This window comes from Cohaesibacter celericrescens (assembly GCF_002866925.1).
GTDB lineage: Bacteria > Pseudomonadota > Alphaproteobacteria > Rhizobiales > Cohaesibacteraceae > Cohaesibacter > Cohaesibacter celericrescens.
The window spans coordinates 26,806-47,327 of the sequence record NZ_PKUQ01000017.1 but is presented as its reverse complement, the minus strand read 5'-3'; the positions used below and the strand labels follow the sequence as shown (position 1 = coordinate 47,327).

Here is a 20,522-nt window from a genome sequence, read left to right as displayed (position 1 = left end):
GTGCATATGCTGTGGCGGCTTTGCATTTAAAACGGTCTTTTAGCTTTAGCAGAGCTAACAAAATTCATATCGTTGAATTAATCTTTCAGCGGTTTGGTTACCCGTAACGTGCTCCCCCTAAAATATCCCCGATTTATAGTTCGTTTGTTTACTTAAAGAGCCCTCACCATAACGCGCTGTTGGGCCGCTATTTGGGTGAACTTTTTCAAAACTGTCGTACGGTTTCGCTGCTAAGCGACTGTATTGGTAGGTTTCAGGCGCCATTTTTTGATTGTGGTCGCACTTATCCGTTGGGTTCAGGATCTGGTAGGTCGTCGAGCACCATGAACTTCGCCCCCTTCGCTATGTTGTGGCCGATGGCTGCCTGGCCGAACAGGTTACGGCAATCTCTTTGTTGCGGACCAAATCTGCCTTGGACAAAGGGTGACTTCGATAGCCCTTGCGTTCCACGTGATCGTCGATACCACACTGTTCCAATTTTTTCACGGGCTGCTTTGGGAAGAATAGGCCGCGTCTGCGTACAGCGCAGCCTCATCACCCAGCAGCAGGGTATCCCGCTCAGTACTGTCATCTACATTGCCTTGGGCAACAGTTTGGCGGTAGATGAAGCCATATTCATCAACACCGGTATGGACAAAATAGCCATAAGTAGACTTTATATTATCACGACTGTGAGCCTTTACGTTCCAGCCCGCATCCTTGTCACGCGTAGGTTTATCATTGGCGTCTTTGCCGTGCCCTGAGAGTTATAAGTGAATCTGGTGTTTGGTGGATTTGAAAGTTGGCGGTGCATCTGGTTGGATTGTCGTTGCGAGGCGTATCCTCCAACCGAAGAGGACGCACCACCATGGAAGAGAATACCATCGTCGAGTTCAACGGTCGAGATGCCGTTATTGACCCTTTGACAGATCTGCTGCGCAAAGGTGCACGACAGCTTCTTCAAACCGCTATCGAGGCAGAACTGGTGTCTTTTCTGAACGAATTTAGGGATCAAAAGACACCAGATGGACTGGCAGGAGTTGTTCGTAATGGCCATCATCCCGAACGGGCTGTTCAGACCGGTATAGGTCCAAGTTGCTTTCCTTCCCCATGGGACAACGGTCTGATGGCCAAACTGTAGGGGAAATATCCGCTTCAACACAGCTTGAGAATATGCCATGTCATTGTCTTGTCCCACCCACTTAAAAAATAAGGGAAAATGAACCGAACTAGAATTTCACTGACTTGGGTGGGCACATCAATATTCCCAATGCTATTGCTGAAAGATTTTTCAATTTGCTCAAACAGGAACTCATTTGGCACCGGTGATATTAATCAAAGTCTGATGCCAGACAGGACGTCTTCGACTACTCAATCTTGAGACCACGAAGTGTTAAGTACTCAGGATCACCGCAATTGGACAGAATTTCAATCTCCAGAAACCTCGCTGCAACTTGATTTGGTAGCTTTAATGTGTGCCATCCACCCGGTGCATTTGCCAGACAAATGTCATCTGTATTCCCCATATCGATCCATGACTTACCATTTTTACTAACTTTGACGTGAATGCTCTTGGCAGATCTTGCTGTTAATGTTGGGGCTTGGGGAAGAAAGGAAATTGTACTAAACGATTTCACTTCACTCAGATCGATACTCAACAACTGAGGATATTTAGGGTTTTTTTCTGCATGCCAGCCAGGAGATTTCTGCGCTAAAAGGCCCTCTGGCCCATAGTTGTTTAGCGTTGATGTCGCGGAGATGGTCGGTGTTTTGGCTATCGTGATAGTCGGGTTCTTTGGTTTGCTTGTTAGCTTGGACAAATTCATCACATAGGGTTGAATAGGGGCATTTATAGTCTCGTGACCGTCTGTATAAGCCAAAACAACATTATTGGGTCTAACTAGGGCAGAGCCGACACACAATGCCGTATCGAAGCCGCAATCAACTAAATTGAAGTTTGGGATATTGGTAGTCTCACGGAATACTGCATTCAGCATCCATGGTATCGAAACTGGATTGTGAGAGGAAGCTAGCACTGCATTTTCAGTACTAAACTTTTCATTATTGATCAAACTAGCTACGCCAATGGGTCTATGCATTTCTGGGCGCACGACTAGAATGAATCGATTCTTCGACCACCCTTTTTCTTCAATCCATCGATTTACCCCAAGCCTTAGAGCCTCGATTTCTGAACGTGTCGTTACTACTTCAAGAAATGAATTACTGTTCTGAGTTAAAGTGATGGGAAATAAAATAAACAATACCGGTAGAAAAAATACTCTATGTGACGATTTTATTGGTAATAATAAAATTAATTTACTCATTAAATAAACAATAGAAAAACTAAAGAATAGATAGAAAGAAATAACGTGGCGTGTTGCTAAGTGATCCATTTTGCTGAAAAGCCATGGAGATGTCGATGCTAACAAAACCAAATAAATGGTAATGAATAAAGTCGCAGTATGAATAGTAATGACAAAATAATTTTTAAATGAATTTTGTGAAAAATAAGAAATAATGACTGATAAAATGAAAGTGGCAACAATTATAAGTGTCATTCCGTGAATGGAGGGGGAGTTAAAGGGCGACATTGTATAGAAATAAAGTGTAATTTCTTCAATTCTGTCAATTATAGAACCAAGCGATAATTGGGCGGTGAATTTGTAGTTCCCGAGGTCTGGTAAATCACCTTTAGTCAAAAATAGTATAAAAATCACTATCTTTGTAATGCCGTAGTATATAAATGAAATTAAGGCGTAAAAAAATAAAGAAAATACCAATTCAATTATTCGTTTGAGGATGGTTAGTTTAATATTCGTAGCAAAATTTATTAACAATAATGGAAGAACGATAAATGCGAAAGCAGGATATATCATGCATGCAGACAAGAACAGTATTGCCGACTTAATATAGGTTTTGTAATTTCCAAGAACCCAAGAATCTATTTCCGATAAATATTTATATGAAGCTCCGGATAAAACAATAGATAGTAATACCATTAATGCAGGCCAACCCTGTAGATACATGAATGAGTATGCTGGGGATGTTACAAAGACTGCAGAAACAACAAAAGCTGAGACCAGATTGTCTGTAAATTTCACTAGTATCAAAGCAAAATAAGCAACTGTAAAAACGATAACAGCTAAAGACAGAGCCCTCAGAAGCCTAAAGTCCGAAATCTGTTCAACAAACGCATGCTCTAAACACTCTGTTGGCCAAACCAGTGGTCTTCCAGTTTGAATATAAAACCCTCGGATCATTGAAGAGCACTGCTTTAGACGATCAATAGAAGATTGCGCATCTGTTGAATAGCGAAAGGCTCGCCACTGATCTTGTGCAACATAGTCAAATTGAAGGGTTGGTAGGTAGGCAAAAATAACAAGAAGTAATGAAGTGATGATTAGAAATTTTGAAGATGTATCTTGGTTTTTCCATTGATAAGAAAATTCTCTCATCCCAAACATTAACCGCGCCTCCAGAACCACAACTCGCGGATGAACTGAAAGTAATAGGCTGCGCCCCACTGCAACACTTGGAGTTTTCTCTCGCCGCCGATGCGTGGCGGTTCGTCGCCAGGAATTTCGGCAATCATCAGTTTTGCTTTTGCTGCACGAACAGAGAGAAGCGGTTCCCAACTGATCTTGGTTCTGAATAGCTTTTCTGGTAACGCGTGAGCGTCCTCACGATTGAGGCCTAGTTCCTGAGCCATTGCTTTTCGATAGGCGCGATAGATGACCATAACATCGGTATAGTGTCCACCGTGCAAAAAGTTGACCGTATGGGTGAAAAGCCAGTTGCCGAAAGCGGTCACGAAATCGTCATCCTCGCTCTTGGCATCGCCCAAATAACGAGAGGCAATCACCATATCGTAACCTTCCTTCATCTTGGCAATCAGCTCAGGAATTAACTCGGGTACGGAATTACCATCAGGGCTGAAGGTGATGACAACATCTCCTTGGATGAACGGCCATACCTCTGTATAGGCATGACGAAAGCCTCTTTTTTGTTGGATGTATACCTCGTAACCATTTTCGTGCGCCCACTCTACGGTACCATCGGTTGATCCACCATCAACTACAATAATCTGATCAATCCAAGACCGGTCGATCTGTGGCATGATAGCTTTCATCCCGTTTATCTCATTGAGCGTCATTACCAGGAGTGTCGTTTTCATTTGCTTTCCTATCTTTTAGAAATTTTGGTAAACAATCTCACGAGTGCCAGAAAAGTTACCGCAGCCGATACGATGAGAATCCCGCGAATAATTTCGCTCACATCATCTTGGTTTGCTGTGAAGGTTTGTAGAGTGTCACCGATATAGGCAACTGCTATGGAGGGAGGTAAAAGGAAAACAAAAGTTGGCCAGAGAAAGCCAAGATTGGACAATGAGGTAAGACCCAGTAAGTAGTTCAGAGGTCCTGTGGGAATGATGGGGTTAACACGGGCAAAGGCTACAAATTTCCAGCCATTGCGTTCAAATTCCTCTTGTACCCTGCCTGCCCATCTGTTTTGGAAACGTTCCCCCATGGGTTGGCCCATTAGCCGCCGTGCCACAAAAAAAGAGATCCAACCACCGAATGTTACACCAATGGTGGAGTATATACCGCCTACGAAGCCACCCCAGAAGAAGCCTGCGGCTAGATTTAGGGGAAGCGAGGGCAATGCAGCAACGACCGAGACGGCATAGACTAACGTAAACAATAGAACGGCAGCAATTGGATGTTGGGTCCGATATTGTTCAATTATTGACGGGCTAAGCCCGCCGCTTCGGTAATTATACCAAGCCCAGACTACAAATATGACAAGGAGAATGAACAAAACTGCGCGCTTGGGTCCTATATATCGCCGAAGGCCTTTTTTATTTTTCAGGGATTTTATGAGATACGCCATGCACTCTGAGCCTCAACCCGAGGTCGCGGAAAATACGATTTCCGGCTCGTCTTACCGGGCGGTACTGATATGACCATCGGTATTTATGCTACACAATCGGCACATTATAGATGATCGCAAAGTGAGGTCGATTTTTATTCTGGTGCCTAACTCAATTTAGCAACTTCTAACGTATAACGGCAAGAGCTAAGAACCAATTCATATTCAAAAAGCTTTGGAAGGGGCCTGTCAGTCAAATTTGAATTGGCTCGCGACAGCCATTATCATTGTCTTTTATGCCACAGAAATACCGCGCCACTCAGCGAGAGCGGCGTTACGTGTCAGCTTGAAATTTAGCTGCTGTAGAAGCCACTCTCGCCGAGAGGCGAGATCCTGCCCGTTATATCGTAACTGTGCATCGACAGTTTCCAGGCACCGAAGCCCTGATCTATGATGATCTAGGATTGGCCACGGACCGCAAATCCAAGCATGAAGAAGCGCCCATGCGGAGTTTGGCTCTTGCCGTTGATCTAAACATCAATTCCGGAAATCATACACTCAATCATCTCCAGTCGTTCAATATCAATCTGCCATTTGTGCTCAAAGGCAGAATAGGGGGGGCGCCGCTTGCGGTTCTCGTTTGTAACAAGCACTAACTCTATGTCTCTGGTCGCGATTGAGGGATGTTCGAATAGCTCGCCTAACAGCCGCAGGCGTCTAGGTGTGACAAGATAGCGATCACTGGATATCATTCAGATTCCAAAACTGTTGATCGAAAGGGTCGGCTAGCCCATTCAATTGCTTAAGTACCAGAATCTTTGAGGCGTTTCTGCAGCTGATTCAACGGAGGATTAGCTTTGCATCATCTATTTCAGCGCACGAGCCTCGCACCAGACGACCTTTGAGCAGATTCAATCCAAATTGCAGGAGGAAATGTACAAATTCAGGTGCGGTCACGTTCGGCGGTATGTCCCTACTGCGGTCGACCCGATGTTAGGGATATGTAAAAGACCAGCAGTTTTGATTTTCGAACAATTCGATCCTAGAATTGTGTCTGTGCAGACAAGTTGCACGGAAGACTGTGAATGGACGTTCGTAATCATGTGTTGCAGTTCGATAAATGAAATTGGTTCCTGTATGAAAGGCAAGCAAAGAAGCACGCATTTGCCGTGTAGGTGGCATTGAAACGTTGCGGGAAAATACGATGAAGATCATTATAACGGGTGCCTCGGGATTGATAGGAACCTCTCTGACACAATTTTTGGCAGAGGAGGGACATCAATTGTTGCTGGTTGGGCGCGATGCCGCACGACTAAGAAACCTGTTTCCTGATCAACTCAGCTGCAGCTATACAGATCTGTCGCCGGAGTTACTAGGCGAGTATGAAGCGTGTGTGCATTTGGCAACGCGCAACAAAGACGCTGGCGGATCGCTGGCGGAATTCCAAGGCGCAAATGTCGAACTATTGAGTGATTTTTGTGATAATCTTGTCCAAGCCAATGTGCCGCAGCAAATATATTTCTCGTCCATTTTAGCAGACGAAGATGGTTCATCTTTTTATTCAAAAACAAAGTGGCAAGCGGAAAACCTCTTGCTGAATCTTTCGCAGCGCGTGCCTAATTGGCGACTGACAATCCTGCGGCCAGCTTATATTCATACGTTCACCTATCGCGGAAAGCTGACGCTTTTGAACCGGATGCCTAATGCTGTTTCCAAGCGGGCATTTCAGATACTTGCTGCATTCAGACCAGTGGTCTCGCTTGACGAGGTGCTGCAAACTGTTGATCTGGCTCTCGCAGGAACGCTGCCAGTGAATGAGGGGCCCGTCGTTTTAACCAGTCAACAAAAAGACAATCCTTTCTACGCCCTGATCCGCTGGCTGATTGATTATGCGTTCGTGTTTGCCGTGCTTTGCTTTGCGTGGTTGTTTCCCATTCTGTTTTTGTTGATCAAATTGGATAGTCCTGGCCCCATAATTTTCTCGCAACAAAGGGTCGGCAAAGATGGAAAGCTCTTCATGTGTCATAAATTTCGATCCATGCGGGTTGGGACTTATGATATGCCTACTCATGAGTTGCCGCCATATGTCGCGAATAAATTTGGACAGTTTTTGAGAGAAACAAAAATCGATGAGTTACCTCAGATCTGGAATATTCTGAGGAGAGAGATGACGTTGATTGGCCCCCGACCTTGCTTGCCAATGCAAGATAAATTATTGTATTATCGAAATAAATTGGGTGTGCTGAGTGTTCTGCCTGGCTTGACTGGCTATGCACAGGTAAACAAGGTTGATATGAGCGAACCTAAGCGCTTAGCGGCGATGGATCGTGACTATATCAACCGGCGCACATTATTGTTGGATTGCAAAATCTTGCTCAAAACTGCGTTCAAGTGATTTTTCCTTGGCTCCAAAACCGGTTCTATTCCGGTTGAAAACATACTGACTAGATGATAGTCGTTCGAAAATTATCCTACAATCTAGGCGGCAGATAGTGAGCGGGCTTTCAGCGTCAAATAAGATTTTTAGTCCAAGATTTTTACTGTACGCGCTTGCGGCGTGGATGCTTTTGATTGCAGTGTTTACTGTTTTGGGTAACGCTGCCTCTGATATTTGGCTCGTTGGTACTATCGTCATTTTTATTGCCCATTCAGCAGCAACACATCAATGGCAATGGCTACAAACAAGATGGTTCCAGCTTGCGATAGTTTTCTGGATTTGGTTGGTGATCACGTCGCTTCTATCGCAATGGCCGGAAAGCTCAATCAAAGTGTCTTTGCCATGGATACGATTTCCCCTTTTCGCAATTGCTCTGCCGATCCTACTTGGGTTGCAGTTTAGAATGCGGCACATTCTACTTGCGTCACTTGTCACATGTCTTCTTGTCCTAGCTATCGTGCTTGTTTTTGAGAAAATCAACAACCCTGGTGTTGAACGGCTGTATGGTGTCTGGAGCCAGGATCAATCCCCCAAAGCGGGTTGGCTGGTTGCTGGGTTTGGGCTTCCGGTGGCTTACTGGGCGTTGAGCAAAATGCTAGAAAGTGCGACAGCGGCTTTATGGGCATTGCCCCTCGTTGCCATTCTTGTGTTTTCTGCAACATTGACCGGTGAAATTTATATTACCCTGTCATTTTTGTTAGGCATTGCGCTGTTTCTCGTAGCCTGCCGGATGAGCGTCAAGTTATCAGCTTGGGCGTTTCTACTGGGTCTTTTAGTTCTTCTATTGATTATATGGTTTGCTCCGGAAACGGCTCAACGCTTTCAGCATTCTCTCACGACTCGCCTCCCGTGGATGCCGAGTAGCGATTACTATACCCCATGGATGAGAGGGCTTGCCGCAGCAGAACTCAATCCGTTTCTTGGAATTGGTGCAAAGAATCATATGTTCTATTGTGAAGAAACCGCCGAATTGCTCTCCATTGGTGGTGGTGTTTGTTTTCCACACCCGCACCAACTTTACATACAGATAGCCGCTGAAACTGGTGGAGTTGGGCTGTTTCTGTTTCTTCTAATGGTAGCCGCACTAATTTATGAAATTGTGAAAGGCGCGCATTGGCGCACTCTTCCGCTGCCCACAAAGGCCGCACTTTGCCTCGTAATAACAGTGCTCTGGCCCATTTCCACCTATTCTCATGCCTTCGGGCAGCACAGGAATTTCTTCACCTGGTTTGCCATAGCTTGGGCCCTATCATTCGTTTCCAAAAAGAACACATCGCGAGGTAATTCAAACCATCCCACGGCATGAGCTGCGACTGAAATTCGAAATGTGAGTTGAGGAGGTGTATCTAGCCGCTATAGATGAAGCTAAGAATGACGAAGTGCCGATCTCCGGCCGCAACGCAATACTGCAGGCGCTTTTTGATCTTTCCATATGCAGAAAATCAGAAGTATCGGACGCTCAAAGGCGCAGGCGTTCCATTTATTAAGATCTTTGCGACAGGCTCACGAGAAATCATCAAACAGGAATCTCACGAACAAGGCGCCTGTTTCACCGCTAAGCTTGCTGCATAATATCAACAACCAAATGAGGCAAAGTCACTCCAATTTTGAATCACACTTGGTTCTGTTTTTTTGATTGTTGAACCTGAAGGGTTTATTTTTTTGATATGACCTTTGAAGCTTTCGAAGAAAGCGGTTACAAGGGTTTTCTTCGAGCAATTTGGTCCCAATTGATATTTTTACACTGAGACCAGTTTAAGGAAAGGCTTCGTCTTGTTCAAACCCCACATGGGAGGCCGATTTAATTCGGGTTGCTTGTTGCCTCTTGTTAAACAGATAGTGAAAAGTCGGCGGTTGATCGGAGCAATGGCCATCCGAGATTTTAAAACGCGTCATGTCGGTACGTTTGGTGGCATCATTTGGGCAATCATCCAGCCACTTGCTCTGGTTACTGTATTTTATTTTGTTTTCGCCATCGGCTTTCGCGTTCAAAGCCCTGAAAAAACACCGTTCATACTGTGGTTTGTCGCTGGACAGGTTGTATGGACGCTTTTTAGTGATAATTTGATTTCAATTGTTTCCTCCATTACCAGTAACGCCCATTTTATCAAAAAAACTATTTTCCCTTCCGAAATATTTGCGGTTATCAAAGTCGTTTCAGGAACTATGTCGCATTTGATATTTCTGTCCATTCTCGTTTTGGTGATGATTTTTTTCAAAATTCCGTTTCATATCGAGCGAATACTCGTCCTATACTATTATTTTGGCATGGTTGTATTCATGCTTGGGCTGGGCTGGCTATTGTCCGCGCTGGAGCCGTTCTTTCGCGATATTTCTCAGGCCCTTGGGGTCGTCCTGAATATTTGGTTCTGGGTTACGCCGATTGTCTGGCCCGAGCAGATCATTCCCGAGCGTTATCATTGGGTGCTTGACTACAATCCCATCTACTATCTCGTAACCGGATACCGACAGTCTCTTATATATGACGAAGTTATATGGCCGGACTTATGGCAGACTGCCTATTTTTGGGGTGTAACAACTGTTCTCTTTGCTACCGGAGTGTTTGTTTTCAATCGCCTAAAAACAGAGTTTGCTGATGTCATCTAGCAAAATGCCGGATCCAATCACTTTAGAAAATATAGTGATCTCGGCCCAACAGGTCTCGAAAAAATTTCGCCTCTTTGACAATCCAAATGATAGAATAAAGGAAGCGCTTCATCCGTTTCGTAAAAACTATCATCGTGAGTTTTGGGCTCTGAACGACATTAGCCTTGATGTTCGTAAGGGTGAAATAGTCGGGATACTTGGACGAAATGGCAGCGGAAAGTCGACTTTGCTGCAGATAATCTGCGGTGTTATGCGGCCGACCCATGGAGCAATTCATACATCAGGTCGCATATCCGCACTCTTGGAGTTGGGAGCTGGTTTTAATCCTGAATTCACTGGTCGCGAGAATGTGTTGCTCAGTGGCGCCATAATGGGCTTTGAGGCCGATGAAATGAAAGCCCGGTTGCCTGAGATTGAAGCATTCGCCGACGTTGGCGCTTTTTTCGACCAGCCTGTAAAAGCATATTCTTCAGGCATGTTCGTACGAGTTGCCTTTGCTGCTGCAATTAGTATTGATCCAGAAATCTTGGTGGTGGATGAAGCGCTGAGCGTTGGTGACGCCAAATTCCAGCATAAGTGTTATAAAAAAATTGAATCGTTCAGAGCTGCAGGCAAAACAATTTTGCTAGTAACCCATGATGTGGGCCAAATTACCGCCCACTGCGATCGAGCAATCCTGATCGATAAAGGTAGCATGTTGATGGATGGTCCATCACGAGACGTCGTCGATAAATATATCGAGATGTTGTTCTCAGACACAGACGAACTTCCTCTAGAGGACAGACCAACTCGCGATATAGGCACCGCTTTCAAATCTTTGGAGAAGAAAGAAAAATCCAACTTAGAGAAATTTACTGAAATAGATAAAAGGATTGAGCAGCGCGGGTCATACTGCAAGGATGAAGCACGCTACGGAAATTTGGCGGCGGAGATTATCGATTGTGTCGTGGAAGTTTCTGGCGAGCTTAATGCGGTACAGCTTCAACCCGGAAAACCTGCGAGATTGCACCTCAAGGTAGCATTTCATCAGCAGATAAATCCCATGTATGGATTTGCAATCAAAAATTTGTCCGGAATTGAAATATACGCGACCAACTCCTTCATGTGTAGGCAGCCCATGCCACTGGGAAAAGCTGGAGAGACCAAAGTAGTGGTTATTGAATTTGATGTACCGCTCCAAGCCGGTGAGTATTTCTTGGATTTGGGCGTCACTGCTGTCGATGGGTCTGAAGGTGGTCTTGCCGCTGACGTTCGACGATCTGTGATGATGGTGCAGGTGGCATCAAACGCAAAGAAAAAAAGTTTTAATGGATTAGTCGATCTTTCCCCGAAATTTAGTGTCAAGTAGACAGCTTGCTGAGGCCTCGCTCGACCACAGTGGGATACAAAAATGACGCAAATGACCAAGAGACGCGGGTATTCGGACAAAGTCACAGCCACAGTGCTGCTTGAGGCCTAGATGGAGACAAGACGGCGCAAAAACAGTTTCCTATCATAAAATCGATTGAAGGAAAGTCGCGATATGGAAATGGCAAGCGATGATCAATCAAGAGGCCGTGGACCTAGCCCTGACCCGAGACTGCCAATTGCTAAGCTTGTTCTTTGCTCCCGGCACGTTGATATCAACCAGACCCTCCAGGGTACTGCCCAGTAAAGCGCAGCATCCAATTGTGCAGTGTTTGAGGCCCCCTTTGTCACCCGGCAGGTAGAACGTCAAGCAATTACCCTGTGAAAGGGAAAAGTAGCTCGGTTAGATCTATCAAACTATGTACGAGTATATCGGGCGCGGGATTAACAGTTTTCGGTTGTTTAGAAAACAGAACAGAAGTCCCGATACCTGCGTTATAAGCGGCTTCGATATCCGATGCTTTGTCTCCCACAAGCACCGATGATCCTAGATCAAGGGCATGCTCTTTGCTTGCACGATAAATCATACCTGGTCTTGGCTTTCGATCCTCGGAATTCACCTTGTAACGACCAATTCCATGCACCGGATGAAAAGGGCAAAAATAGATACCGTCAATGGTAACCTCTTCGCTTGCAAAATACGCGATCATCCATTCCGACAAAGAATGAAACTGCTCTTCAGAATAGTATCCACGCCCGATGCCAGCCTGGTTTGTCACGATGATGATTGGCATGCCAGCGGACATCGCTCGGCGGCAAAGGCCAAATATCCCTTCTACGAAATGAAAATCCTCAATTTTGTGCACATAACGAAGATCCTCATTGATTACGCCGTCTCGATCTAAAAACAATGCCGGTCTTTTCATAGCGTGAATTTGTCCATTCCTAAAATATCAAGCACCTTGCTTCGAAATTGTCTCATAAGCTGCAGGAAGGAGCTGTCGGGTATAGACTGGGTCATTAATGTGATGGATGGTTATTGATCCTCAGCAAGACCAAAGCCCACAGAACACCGCTGAGCGCCATCAGTGACTAGACCCCTTCTCCCCAGTCGGTCATCTGTTTCAATCGTCATCTTGGCTATGCCTTCTTGAATCCAGCATAATAGAACCGTAAAATCATCCAAACACACAGATAACAGCGCCAGGACAGGGGCAGGTTAGCGTCCAGAAGAAATAATCTGACATATGCGCGAATAGGGAAAAATATGCCGCGCCGATGGAGGCTCACGGGTGAAAAACTATGCGGGTGCAGAGGTCTTTCAGGAAATTTAATAGCATAGACCAGTCGCTCGGCTTCAGCTTCCCGTAGTGAGATGAGTTCGGCAAACGTATAATCATCGTCAAATCGGGCTCGTTCGGTATATGTTTTGTCTAATACGCTCGTATTTACGCGGTAATGGACATGCTCCATCACTATATTTTCAATGTAGATGAAGCGCTGTATCCCCTTCTTCTCAAGTCGTTTGAAAATGTCCATGAGATGGACATCGATAAAAGCTCCTTTATAGGCCCGAGGATAGACCTCAAGCATCAGATCGGTCATTTTGCGCGACATAATTGGAAACGTGCAGAGCTTTCTGCCTTTAAAAAGATCGTTGCCGTAGGCTAGATATATTCCATCCGGAAAGCGCCCGTCGATTTCGCGCACGATATCATCCCAACCTTTGGTCCTGAAGATCATATCATCATTCACCGCGATAGAAATCTCACCGCTCGCCCGTTCCAGGCAGATCGCATTATATGCCCCCATATTTTGCCGAGGGACAACAACCTGAATTAAGTTCAAACTTGGAAATTTTATGTCACGGCTATCATCATCGTCATCGTCAGAACAAATAATGACTTCAATTTTGCTAGGTTCAGCTGCCGTTTCCAAGACACTATTGAGAAAACGATAAACAAGCGTCCGTCGACCGCGCGTAGGTAGCAGAAGAGAAATCTGTTTGATCATTCAGATTGACACCATCATCAAAAAACACAGCCGAAGAAAGAGATCACTCGATTTACTGAAGCAGGCTTGGGCGCTTTAAAAAGAAAGACTTGAGGTGCTTCCTGAAGCATTCCCGATTGAAGGGCTGTATATCGTAAACACGACAAACAATAAAGAGGTGGCATTTAGCTGTGCCTGAGACAATTCCTCAAAAACACTTCAACACGTCAGAATTACACCGACGTTCAAATCGACAAATGATCTGTAATCGCCCAAAAATCGATCATGTCATGCGGAAAAGGGTGCTCGCGCTCAAATGTCTCGGCCATATCAACGTAATTATCATATGCGCGATCATACATTCCGCGCCAATCCTCTGAATAGGATTTTAGCTCGAGCATCCAGTCTTCATTGTCGATGCCAAGTTGGTAAGTGCATTTCGCCATTTCACAAGTATCAAAGGTGTCCAGTGAAACCGTTGCACGTCCGCAGCGCAATGCAGCCAATATTCGCATTGAGGACAACCACTGCCACTCTTTTCTTTGAGGGAGGTTTAGCACCAACTTTGCGCTGATATTGATCGCGTCCCTCTTCTCGGGAGCGAGTAACGTCGACGGATATTTGATTGATAAATCGTTTGCAGAAATTATCGACAGCAAACCTTCTCTAAATTTTGTTTTGAAACCAGTAAACGCAAAGTCGCACATTGGATTGGTCGATGTGTTGTTTGCCTTTTTTATTCTTGGAAAAGGTATTGATAGAACTTCTATTCCAACTAACATCTCAGACATATTGAGTAGTTCTGGAAGATCGCCTAAAACGAAGAGACATCTAATGTAAGATTGACAGCTGAAGAGGTATTTAAGTCGATCTACCTGCGTCTTTGGATGCATATAATCATTGTCGCTCCATAATGGTTGACCATGAATAAATACCTTGCCGTTTTTTAAGTCTACGTGCTCGGTCATGACAACAGCGACGCGTTTTTTAGTCCTCGTGCAATATTCCACTAATATTTCACGCGTGTCTGCAGAAAAGTTTTCAATAACAACGTTTAACGCATCATCGTTAGGTGACTGACTGACTGTTATTTCGTACCCATTCTGCTTGAATGCAGCCACGATGTAATCCACCTGATCGCTGATGCCGAAATAGAGGTGGTTATAAACCCACAAATTTATTTTTGGCTTCTGAGCAATTTCTTTAGGTTGGCCGCACACGCTTTGTCTCCCATTTGGTGTCGATGACTAGCACTTCCCGTTTCTAATGCACCTTCTAGGTGGTGCCAATATTTCAATGCATGGCGTAAATCATTAAGGTTGGAGTGATTTTGTATTTTTATTTCTATAATTTTCAATTTTACTTGTCATTTATGATGCGTGTGATCAGCTTACTATATCGAAAGTGCTTATAAATTCTCATGTATTCATTATTATTGAGGCGATAAACATCGAATTCACCTTCACTTACTGGAATTGCTATAAATAGATGGAAATATCTTACTATATTGAATCCTTCAATCCCCTCCGCAACCAGTTCCGAATCTTCCTTGACGCCAAATCCCAGTTTGTAACCTGCCCAGTATTTACTAAATCGAATGGCCAACAAAATGATCGCCTTCAAATATCTGAAAAAGCGCCTGACAAGACCATGCAATTTCGGGTTTCGCATGAGTTTTCGTGACACCCATTTCACGATAGACGGCTTGCCAGGCTCAGGCCCATACTTATCGGAAGGAAAGAGCATATCTACCAAGGCCAATAGATCATATTCAATTTTTAATTTGGGTGCGGACGGGTTTAAATAATGTTCCAAAACGGACCAATCATTCAAACTTATTTCGGAATTCCCATGGGCATGCAGAAATGTGCCACCCAACTCAAAAATCACGTCGTCGCCGGAATAAATACGTTTTACGGGTTGGGGAACGCTTTCAAAGACTCTGGCCCAGTCAGCCTTGTCCAAAGTTCCGTTCTTAAAAACAAATTGCCTCTTCTTCAATGTCGGAACATCAATGGCCGTGCTTTCAGTAATATTTTGAACAGACTGCCAAAAATGATCGCTAAACGCTTTGCCGGAAAACCTGGTTTTTGCCTCGCTGAGAATTCTACGCCTCAACGGGGTAATCGTATCAGGCTGATCGAGAAGACCACACACACGCGTCAGCAACTGAGAAACGAGCGAGTCATCGACAGACTTGGCCATCTTATAGTTGTCGAGAAAAATGCCCGTATCACTATCTCTAGACCAGATAGCCTTATGCATTCCCTTGAGAACGATCCCGGTTTCTCCGTCGTTAACATATACGGATGTCCCCAGCGTATCAGTTACTACGGGAATCGCGGCACAATGCATTGCGTGCAAGATTGAAGCCGAATGTAAGGAGGCACTGGGCAACAAGAAAAATTGCGAGCTCTGCATCAAGGCGTTTAATTCATGGTTGGACAGATATTTCTGAGTCCATAAAATACTCTTTCCCATTTCGGAAGCAACAAACTGCGGGTCCACGCCATTTTCTTTTAAACTCAAATCAGACGGACGGCCGCATTGTAGTATCAGCTGTCCTCTACGCCCTGATTCCAAATATTCCTTCCAAAAACGAAGGGCGATATGACCACCACGTTTGAAAAAATTATTAGGACTTTGACTGGCAGAGTTGATGAAGAGGAAGCGAGGCACATTTCCTTCCGAAAACTCTGGGTAGACCTCTTTGTCAAAAGACTTATTGCTTAAGCCTGCTTTAGAAGAGAAGAGTTTTTCGTCAATAGAAGGACTATTAAAAAACAGTCTAAAGCTTTCAAGCGTTTCCGGAATATGGGAGAATATTGCCAAACACATCGGATTGGAGAAAATTGACTGATAGTGCGCTTTCAAGGCAGCTTGCTGTCGATATTTCCCGTCACCCTGTTGCGTAAAAGGAAAAAATACGGGTGCGAAAGCCTCACAATGAAATACGAAAGGCCTTTTCATTGAAGGGAATGGCGCCGTATGATGAAACTCTATTTCTCCTTCAAGAGCCTCTGTTAACAAAATGTTGCTTGGAGTGAAAAATTCATAATAGGTTTTGGGTATGAAACCGGGAGGGGCCGAGTTAGCCGCCTTTTCAAGACGTTTCACATCGCACGCTATCTTCTCTCTTTTATCTTTATTCAGCTCCAGAAAACGCTGAAGCTGGACATTATCCCAAGCCTGAATATCCACCTCCGCTGGGGCATGGTCAAATAATGCCCTATATAGCGGATGAAATCCATTTAGAGGGATATAGTGACTAAGGCTCCAGGGGGCGGCTACCTTCAATACCCCTCCATTTTTTTTAGCTGTACCAAAAACCATTTCTGCCCCAAAAAATAGAGGTTGCGCTCCCTCTACAAAAAACTAGATGCTATCCGGATCTTTAAAACAGTTGAAGTTACCCATCAACGTATATTGATCCAAACTTTGTAATTTGCTTAGAAATAATTTGTGTCTCATCACAACCGCACGCGCGTGGACAACTTTCGTCAAGTTAGCCGTCTTCATTGTTCCGTCTATTCGCAAGCGGAGGCGTCGGAAGCAAACCCCAGAGCACCGAACCTTGTTGGATAACGCGTCCTAACCAGCTATCTTGACCGACTGGTCCAGCCCTTACTGCTTTTCCGCAACTCGAAAAAAAACGGGTAATTCAAGAGAGGGCACACCAGATGGCTGTTAAATGCAACCTTAAGTAAAGTATTGTTTTTTTGCCCTTTTCATGGGTCCCTATATTTTTTTAATCGAGTGGACAATGGAGCCGAAAATGTAAATTGTAGAAAAAACTGGAGAGGTGATTCGATGGATGCGTTCTTCATAAATCCGGATTCGTCGGCCAAAGCCTATCAAGATCTTGCTAAAACCTTTTCGGCCATTGAGCCGCCGACCTGGTCATTGCTGCTTGCTGAATCCTGCCGCAGCAAAGGTTATGCTGTCGGGATTTTGGATTGCGATGCGGAACGTCTATCGCTTGAGCAATCGGTGAAACGGATAGAGGAAGCTCGCCCACGTTTGATCGTCATGGTTCTATACGGGCAGAATCCAAATTCCGGTACAACCAGCATGATTGGTGCCATTCAGTTGGCGCGTGCTATCAAAGAGGCTGGATTATCCGCACCCGTTTGTTTTGTTGGCTCGCATACGAGTGCGTTGCCCAAAGAGGTTCTCTCCTATGACTGCGCGGATTTGATCCTTCTGAACGAAGGCGTTTATGCGCTGCACAATCTGTTAGCCTCGAATCTGAAGGATGATGTCAAATCCATCAGGGGTATTGGATACAAGGAAGTCAGCGGCCTAGAAACGTCACTGATTCTAAATGCACCTGAACGCGTGGTTCCTCAGTCACATATGGACATCGATTTGCCGGGATACGCTTGGGATCTCTTGCCATATAAGGAGAAACCGCTTGATCTCTACCGTGCACATTTTTGGCATGCCGGGTTTGATCACGCTAAAAGAACACCATTTGCGGCAATATACACGTCGCTCGGCTGTCAGTTCGCCTGTAACTTTTGCATGATCAATATCGTGAATCGTGTAGATAGTGATGACAAAATCGATGCATCCCATTCGCGTGGAATGCGTTTTTGGAGCCCCGAGTGGGTAGCGCGCGAAATGCGCAAGTTGGCGGATATGGGTGTTGAGACACTCCGTATCAGCGATGAGATGTTCTTCCTCAATCGAAAATATTATCTGCCGATTCTGGAGAATTGCATTGAGGAGGAATACGGGTTCAACATGTGGACCTACTCTCGCATTGACACGGTTCGCCCCTCAGCGCTGGAGACCTTTAAGAAGGCCGGTGTGAACTGGCTTGCTCTTGGTATTGAGGCCGGTAACCAGCTCGTTCGTCAGGAAGTCTCCAAAGGAACCTTCAAGGAAGTCAACATTCGCGAGGTCTGCAAGACGATCACGAATTCTGATATAAACATCATTTCAAACTATATTTTTGGCTTCCCGGAAGACAATCTCGACACCATGCAGCAGACGCTGGATCTTGCGCTTGAGTTGAACACGGAAATGGCCAACATGTATCCTTGTCAGGCGCTCCCGGGTAGCCCGCTCTACAACACTGTCAAGCAGAAGGGGTGGGCGCTTCCCTCAAGCTATGAAGGATTCGCGTTCCTTTCCTATGAGAGTGAACCCATGCAGACAAACCATCTGAGCGCAGCAGAGGTCCTAAAATTCCGCGATGAAGCTTGGCAAAGCTATTTTACTAATCCTGCCTATCTGGATCTGGTTGAGAAGCGTTTTGGTGCGGTTGAGCGCTCCAACGTTGAGGATATGACCAAAATTAGACTCAAACGTAAGCTTCTTGGAGATTAATGGCTCATGATTATTACAAAAACGCCATTTAGAATTTCCTTTTTCGGTGGAGGAACAGACTATCCAGGATGGTACAACAAGCACGGCGGTGCAGTCCTTGCCACGTCGATTGACAAATATTGTTACATCACCTGCCGGCTGCTTCCTCCGTTCTTTGAGCACAAGCACCGAATTGTGTATTCTAACATTGAGAATGTAAAAGAAATTGAGGAGATTCAACATCCTTCCGTGCGCAATGTCATGCACTGGATGGACGTCGTCGAAGGGTTGGAGATCCATCACGATGGCGACTTGCCTGCACGCTCAGGCATTGGCTCAAGTTCATCTTTCACTGTCGGTCTGATCCATGCGATCAAGGCTCTGCGTGGCGAGTATGTGTCCAAGAGAGATCTGGCTATCGATGCCATTCACGTCGAGCAGGATGTGATAAAAGAAAATGTCGGCTCACAAGATCAGGTGAGCGCGGCTTTTGGCGGTTTCAATAAGATTAGTTTCCCCTCTTCAGGAGATTTTTCGGTTGATCCGGTAATCATGAACAAGGAACGCCAGGCTGCACTGGAGAGCCACATGATGTTGTTCTTTACGGGATTTACCAGGATTGCATCGGAAATTGCGAAAACTCAGATCGACAACCTGTCCAGCCGTCAAACCGAACTAGAGACAATGCATGCGATGGTTGACGAGGGGCTCTCTATCCTGGGCAACTGCAGTACAAGCCTTGATGAGTTTGGCACGCTTTTAAATCATAGTTGGCATTACAAGCGCCGTCTGTCCGACCGTGTTTCCAACGCTGCAATTGATGAGCTTTATGCCACGGCCATAAAAGCTGGTGCTCTCGGGGGAAAAATTCTTGGTGCTGGCGGCGGTGGGTTTTTACTGATGTTTGCCCGTCCCGAAGAACAGCCGAAGGTCCGTGAAGCGCTTCGCAATCTGGTGCAAGTGCCGTTCAAGTTTGAGAATAGCGGCTCCAGCGTCGTTCTCTACCAACCGAACGGATTTTGAGATGCTGAGCAAGAATAGTCGCATCTATATCGCGGGCCATACGGGACTTATCGGTTCTGCCTTTGATCGAGTTTTGGCAAAAGACGGATACCGCAATCTTATCAAACGCTCTCATGGTGAGCTTGAGCTGACGGATGGGCCCGCTGTTGATCAATTTTTTGAAGCGGAAAAACCGGACTTCGTGATCCTATCTGCCGGCAAGGTAGGGGGTATTCAGCAAAATCAGGCCACCCCGGCCACATTCATTGATACAAACCTGTCGATCCAGCTCAATGTGCTCAAGGCTGCACACCATGTTGGCGTAGAGCGCCTTGTATTATTTGGGTCTTCTTGCATGTATCCACGCGAATGTCCGCAACCGATGCCGGAAACAGCACTTTTAACAGGGCCTCCAGAGCCAACCAGTTTGCCTTATGCAATATCAAAACTTGCAGGCGTGCAATTATGCCTTGCTTACAATAAGCAATATGGCAGTCAGCGGTTCATTCCGGTCATCCCCAATAGCGCCTATGGGCCAAACGACAATTTTAATGCGGATGCTGGCCATGTTCTTTCAGCATTGATGTCTCGTTTTCATAAAGCCAAAGAGAGCGGCTCACAAAGCGTCACGGTATGGGGAACAGGCACGCCAAGGCGTGAATTTATCCATTCACAAGACATTGCCAAGGCGGTCCTTCACCTGCTTTCTATGACTGGCCAGGCGATTGAGCTTCCTGTCAATATTGGTAGCGGAACCGACTACTCGATCCGCGAAGTGGCAGAGGCAATCGCTCAGACTGTTGGCTATGACGGGGCGTTGGAGTGGGACAACTCCAAGCCTGACGGAGCACCGCGCAAGCTGCTTGATTCCGAGCGTTTGCGGACGACCGGTTGGGCTCCGAGTGTTGATTTCGAAGCGGGGCTGGCAGACACTTACGACTGGTTTATGAGCCAAGGCCCTGGGCGAGAGGAATAA

14 protein-coding genes and 1 pseudogene are annotated in these 20,522 nt (G+C 45.5%); 8 read left to right on the top strand and 7 right to left on the bottom strand.

Annotated features, from left to right (window positions below; translation table 11 throughout):
* Positions 1–847: 847 nt before the first annotated feature.
* Positions 848–1,072, top strand: a pseudogene (locus C0081_RS10605) (IS256 family transposase); the annotation flags it as partial.
* Between the two features lie 274 nt (positions 1,073–1,346).
* Here the strand turns inward: C0081_RS10605 and C0081_RS10600 are convergent.
* From C0081_RS10600 to C0081_RS10590, 3 genes are read right to left on the bottom strand one after another with little or no spacing between them, the layout of a single operon-like run.
* Positions 1,347–3,443 (bottom strand): discoidin domain-containing protein, encoded by a 2,097-nt coding sequence (locus C0081_RS10600; RefSeq protein WP_101533803.1) that lies wholly within the window; start codon positions 3,441–3,443, stop codon positions 1,347–1,349.
* Positions 3,443–4,153, bottom strand: a complete 711-nt coding sequence (locus C0081_RS10595) for a glycosyltransferase family 2 protein (protein ID WP_180966837.1) — start codon at positions 4,151–4,153, stop codon at positions 3,443–3,445. Before C0081_RS10595 ends, C0081_RS10600 begins: the two co-directional genes overlap by 1 nt.
* 8 nt (positions 4,154–4,161) lie before the next feature.
* Entirely contained in the window at positions 4,162–4,797 is a 636-nt protein-coding gene (locus tag C0081_RS10590; RefSeq protein WP_180966836.1) for a TVP38/TMEM64 family protein, read from the bottom strand.
* Between the two features lie 1,255 nt (positions 4,798–6,052).
* Between C0081_RS10590 and C0081_RS10580 the strand changes: the two genes are divergently transcribed.
* From C0081_RS10580 to C0081_RS10560, 4 genes are all read left to right on the top strand, one after another.
* The gene (locus C0081_RS10580; protein ID WP_101533800.1) at positions 6,053–7,243 is read left to right on the top strand and encodes a hybrid nucleoside-diphosphate sugar epimerase/sugar transferase; all 1,191 of its coding nucleotides are present in this window, start codon (positions 6,053–6,055) and stop codon (positions 7,241–7,243) included.
* A gap of 97 nt (positions 7,244–7,340) precedes the next feature.
* Complete coding sequence (locus C0081_RS10575; protein ID WP_146006441.1) at positions 7,341–8,591, top strand: O-antigen ligase family protein; 1,251 nt, start codon at positions 7,341–7,343, stop codon at positions 8,589–8,591.
* Between the two features lie 560 nt (positions 8,592–9,151).
* Complete coding sequence (locus tag C0081_RS10565) at positions 9,152–9,892, top strand: ABC transporter permease (RefSeq protein ID WP_180966835.1); 741 nt, start codon at positions 9,152–9,154, stop codon at positions 9,890–9,892.
* Positions 9,882–11,240, top strand: coding sequence for an ABC transporter ATP-binding protein (locus C0081_RS10560; RefSeq protein WP_101533796.1), 1,359 nt, complete (start codon positions 9,882–9,884; stop codon positions 11,238–11,240). Before C0081_RS10565 ends, C0081_RS10560 begins: the two co-directional genes overlap by 11 nt.
* A 373-nt stretch (positions 11,241–11,613) precedes the next feature.
* On the opposite strand, the gene C0081_RS10555 is transcribed toward C0081_RS10560, so the two are convergent.
* The 4 genes from C0081_RS10555 to C0081_RS10540 all read right to left on the bottom strand — a co-directional run bounded on the left by C0081_RS10555 (position 11,614) and on the right by C0081_RS10540 (position 16,564).
* Positions 11,614–12,165, bottom strand: coding sequence for a D-glycero-alpha-D-manno-heptose-1,7-bisphosphate 7-phosphatase (locus C0081_RS10555; RefSeq protein WP_101533795.1), 552 nt, complete (start codon positions 12,163–12,165; stop codon positions 11,614–11,616).
* 214 nt (positions 12,166–12,379) lie between these two features.
* A complete protein-coding gene (locus tag C0081_RS10550) occupies positions 12,380–13,252 on the bottom strand; it encodes a glycosyltransferase (protein WP_101533794.1) in 873 nt (290 codons plus the stop codon).
* A 224-nt stretch (positions 13,253–13,476) separates the two neighbouring features.
* Complete coding sequence (locus tag C0081_RS10545; RefSeq protein WP_101533793.1) at positions 13,477–14,451, bottom strand: hypothetical protein; 975 nt, start codon at positions 14,449–14,451, stop codon at positions 13,477–13,479.
* 139 nt (positions 14,452–14,590) lie between these two features.
* Positions 14,591–16,564 carry a glycosyltransferase gene (locus C0081_RS10540; protein WP_101533792.1) on the bottom strand — a complete coding sequence of 658 codons (1,974 nt, stop codon included), beginning with the start codon at positions 16,562–16,564 and terminating at the stop codon, positions 14,591–14,593.
* 477 nt (positions 16,565–17,041) lie between these two features.
* Between C0081_RS10540 and C0081_RS10535 the strand changes: the two genes are divergently transcribed.
* Genes C0081_RS10535 through C0081_RS10525 form a run of 3 tightly spaced genes read left to right on the top strand, consistent with a single transcriptional unit; the run spans position 17,042 to position 20,522 of the window.
* Positions 17,042–18,565 (top strand): B12-binding domain-containing radical SAM protein, encoded by a 1,524-nt coding sequence (locus tag C0081_RS10535; RefSeq protein ID WP_101533791.1) that lies wholly within the window; start codon positions 17,042–17,044, stop codon positions 18,563–18,565.
* A 6-nt stretch (positions 18,566–18,571) separates the two neighbouring features.
* Positions 18,572–19,567, top strand: coding sequence for a GHMP family kinase ATP-binding protein (locus C0081_RS10530; protein WP_101533790.1), 996 nt, complete (start codon positions 18,572–18,574; stop codon positions 19,565–19,567).
* Position 19,568: 1 nt separating this feature from the next.
* On the top strand, positions 19,569–20,522 hold the full coding sequence (locus C0081_RS10525; protein ID WP_180966834.1) for a GDP-L-fucose synthase family protein: 954 nt from the start codon (positions 19,569–19,571) through the stop codon (positions 20,520–20,522).

What these genes read in the sequence shown, in the direction of transcription:
- C0081_RS10540 (WP_101533792.1), bottom strand. Translation starts at nt 16,564, where the DNA reads ATGGTTTTTGGTACAGCTAAAAAAAATGGAGGGGTATTGAAGGTAGCC.
- C0081_RS10530 (WP_101533790.1), top strand. Translation starts at nt 18,572, where the DNA reads ATGATTATTACAAAAACGCCATTTAGAATTTCCTTTTTCGGTGGAGGA.
- C0081_RS10580 (WP_101533800.1), top strand. Translation starts at nt 6,053, where the DNA reads ATGAAGATCATTATAACGGGTGCCTCGGGATTGATAGGAACCTCTCTG.
- C0081_RS10535 (WP_101533791.1), top strand. Translation starts at nt 17,042, where the DNA reads ATGGATGCGTTCTTCATAAATCCGGATTCGTCGGCCAAAGCCTATCAA.
- C0081_RS10560 (WP_101533796.1), top strand. Translation starts at nt 9,882, where the DNA reads ATGTCATCTAGCAAAATGCCGGATCCAATCACTTTAGAAAATATAGTG.
- C0081_RS10600 (WP_101533803.1), bottom strand. Translation starts at nt 3,443, where the DNA reads ATGTTTGGGATGAGAGAATTTTCTTATCAATGGAAAAACCAAGATACA.
- C0081_RS10555 (WP_101533795.1), bottom strand. Translation starts at nt 12,165, where the DNA reads ATGAAAAGACCGGCATTGTTTTTAGATCGAGACGGCGTAATCAATGAG.
- C0081_RS10595 (WP_180966837.1), bottom strand. Translation starts at nt 4,153, where the DNA reads ATGAAAACGACACTCCTGGTAATGACGCTCAATGAGATAAACGGGATG.
- C0081_RS10550 (WP_101533794.1), bottom strand. Translation starts at nt 13,252, where the DNA reads ATGATCAAACAGATTTCTCTTCTGCTACCTACGCGCGGTCGACGGACG.
- C0081_RS10565 (WP_180966835.1), top strand. Translation starts at nt 9,152, where the DNA reads ATGGCCATCCGAGATTTTAAAACGCGTCATGTCGGTACGTTTGGTGGC.
- C0081_RS10525 (WP_180966834.1), top strand. Translation starts at nt 19,569, where the DNA reads ATGCTGAGCAAGAATAGTCGCATCTATATCGCGGGCCATACGGGACTT.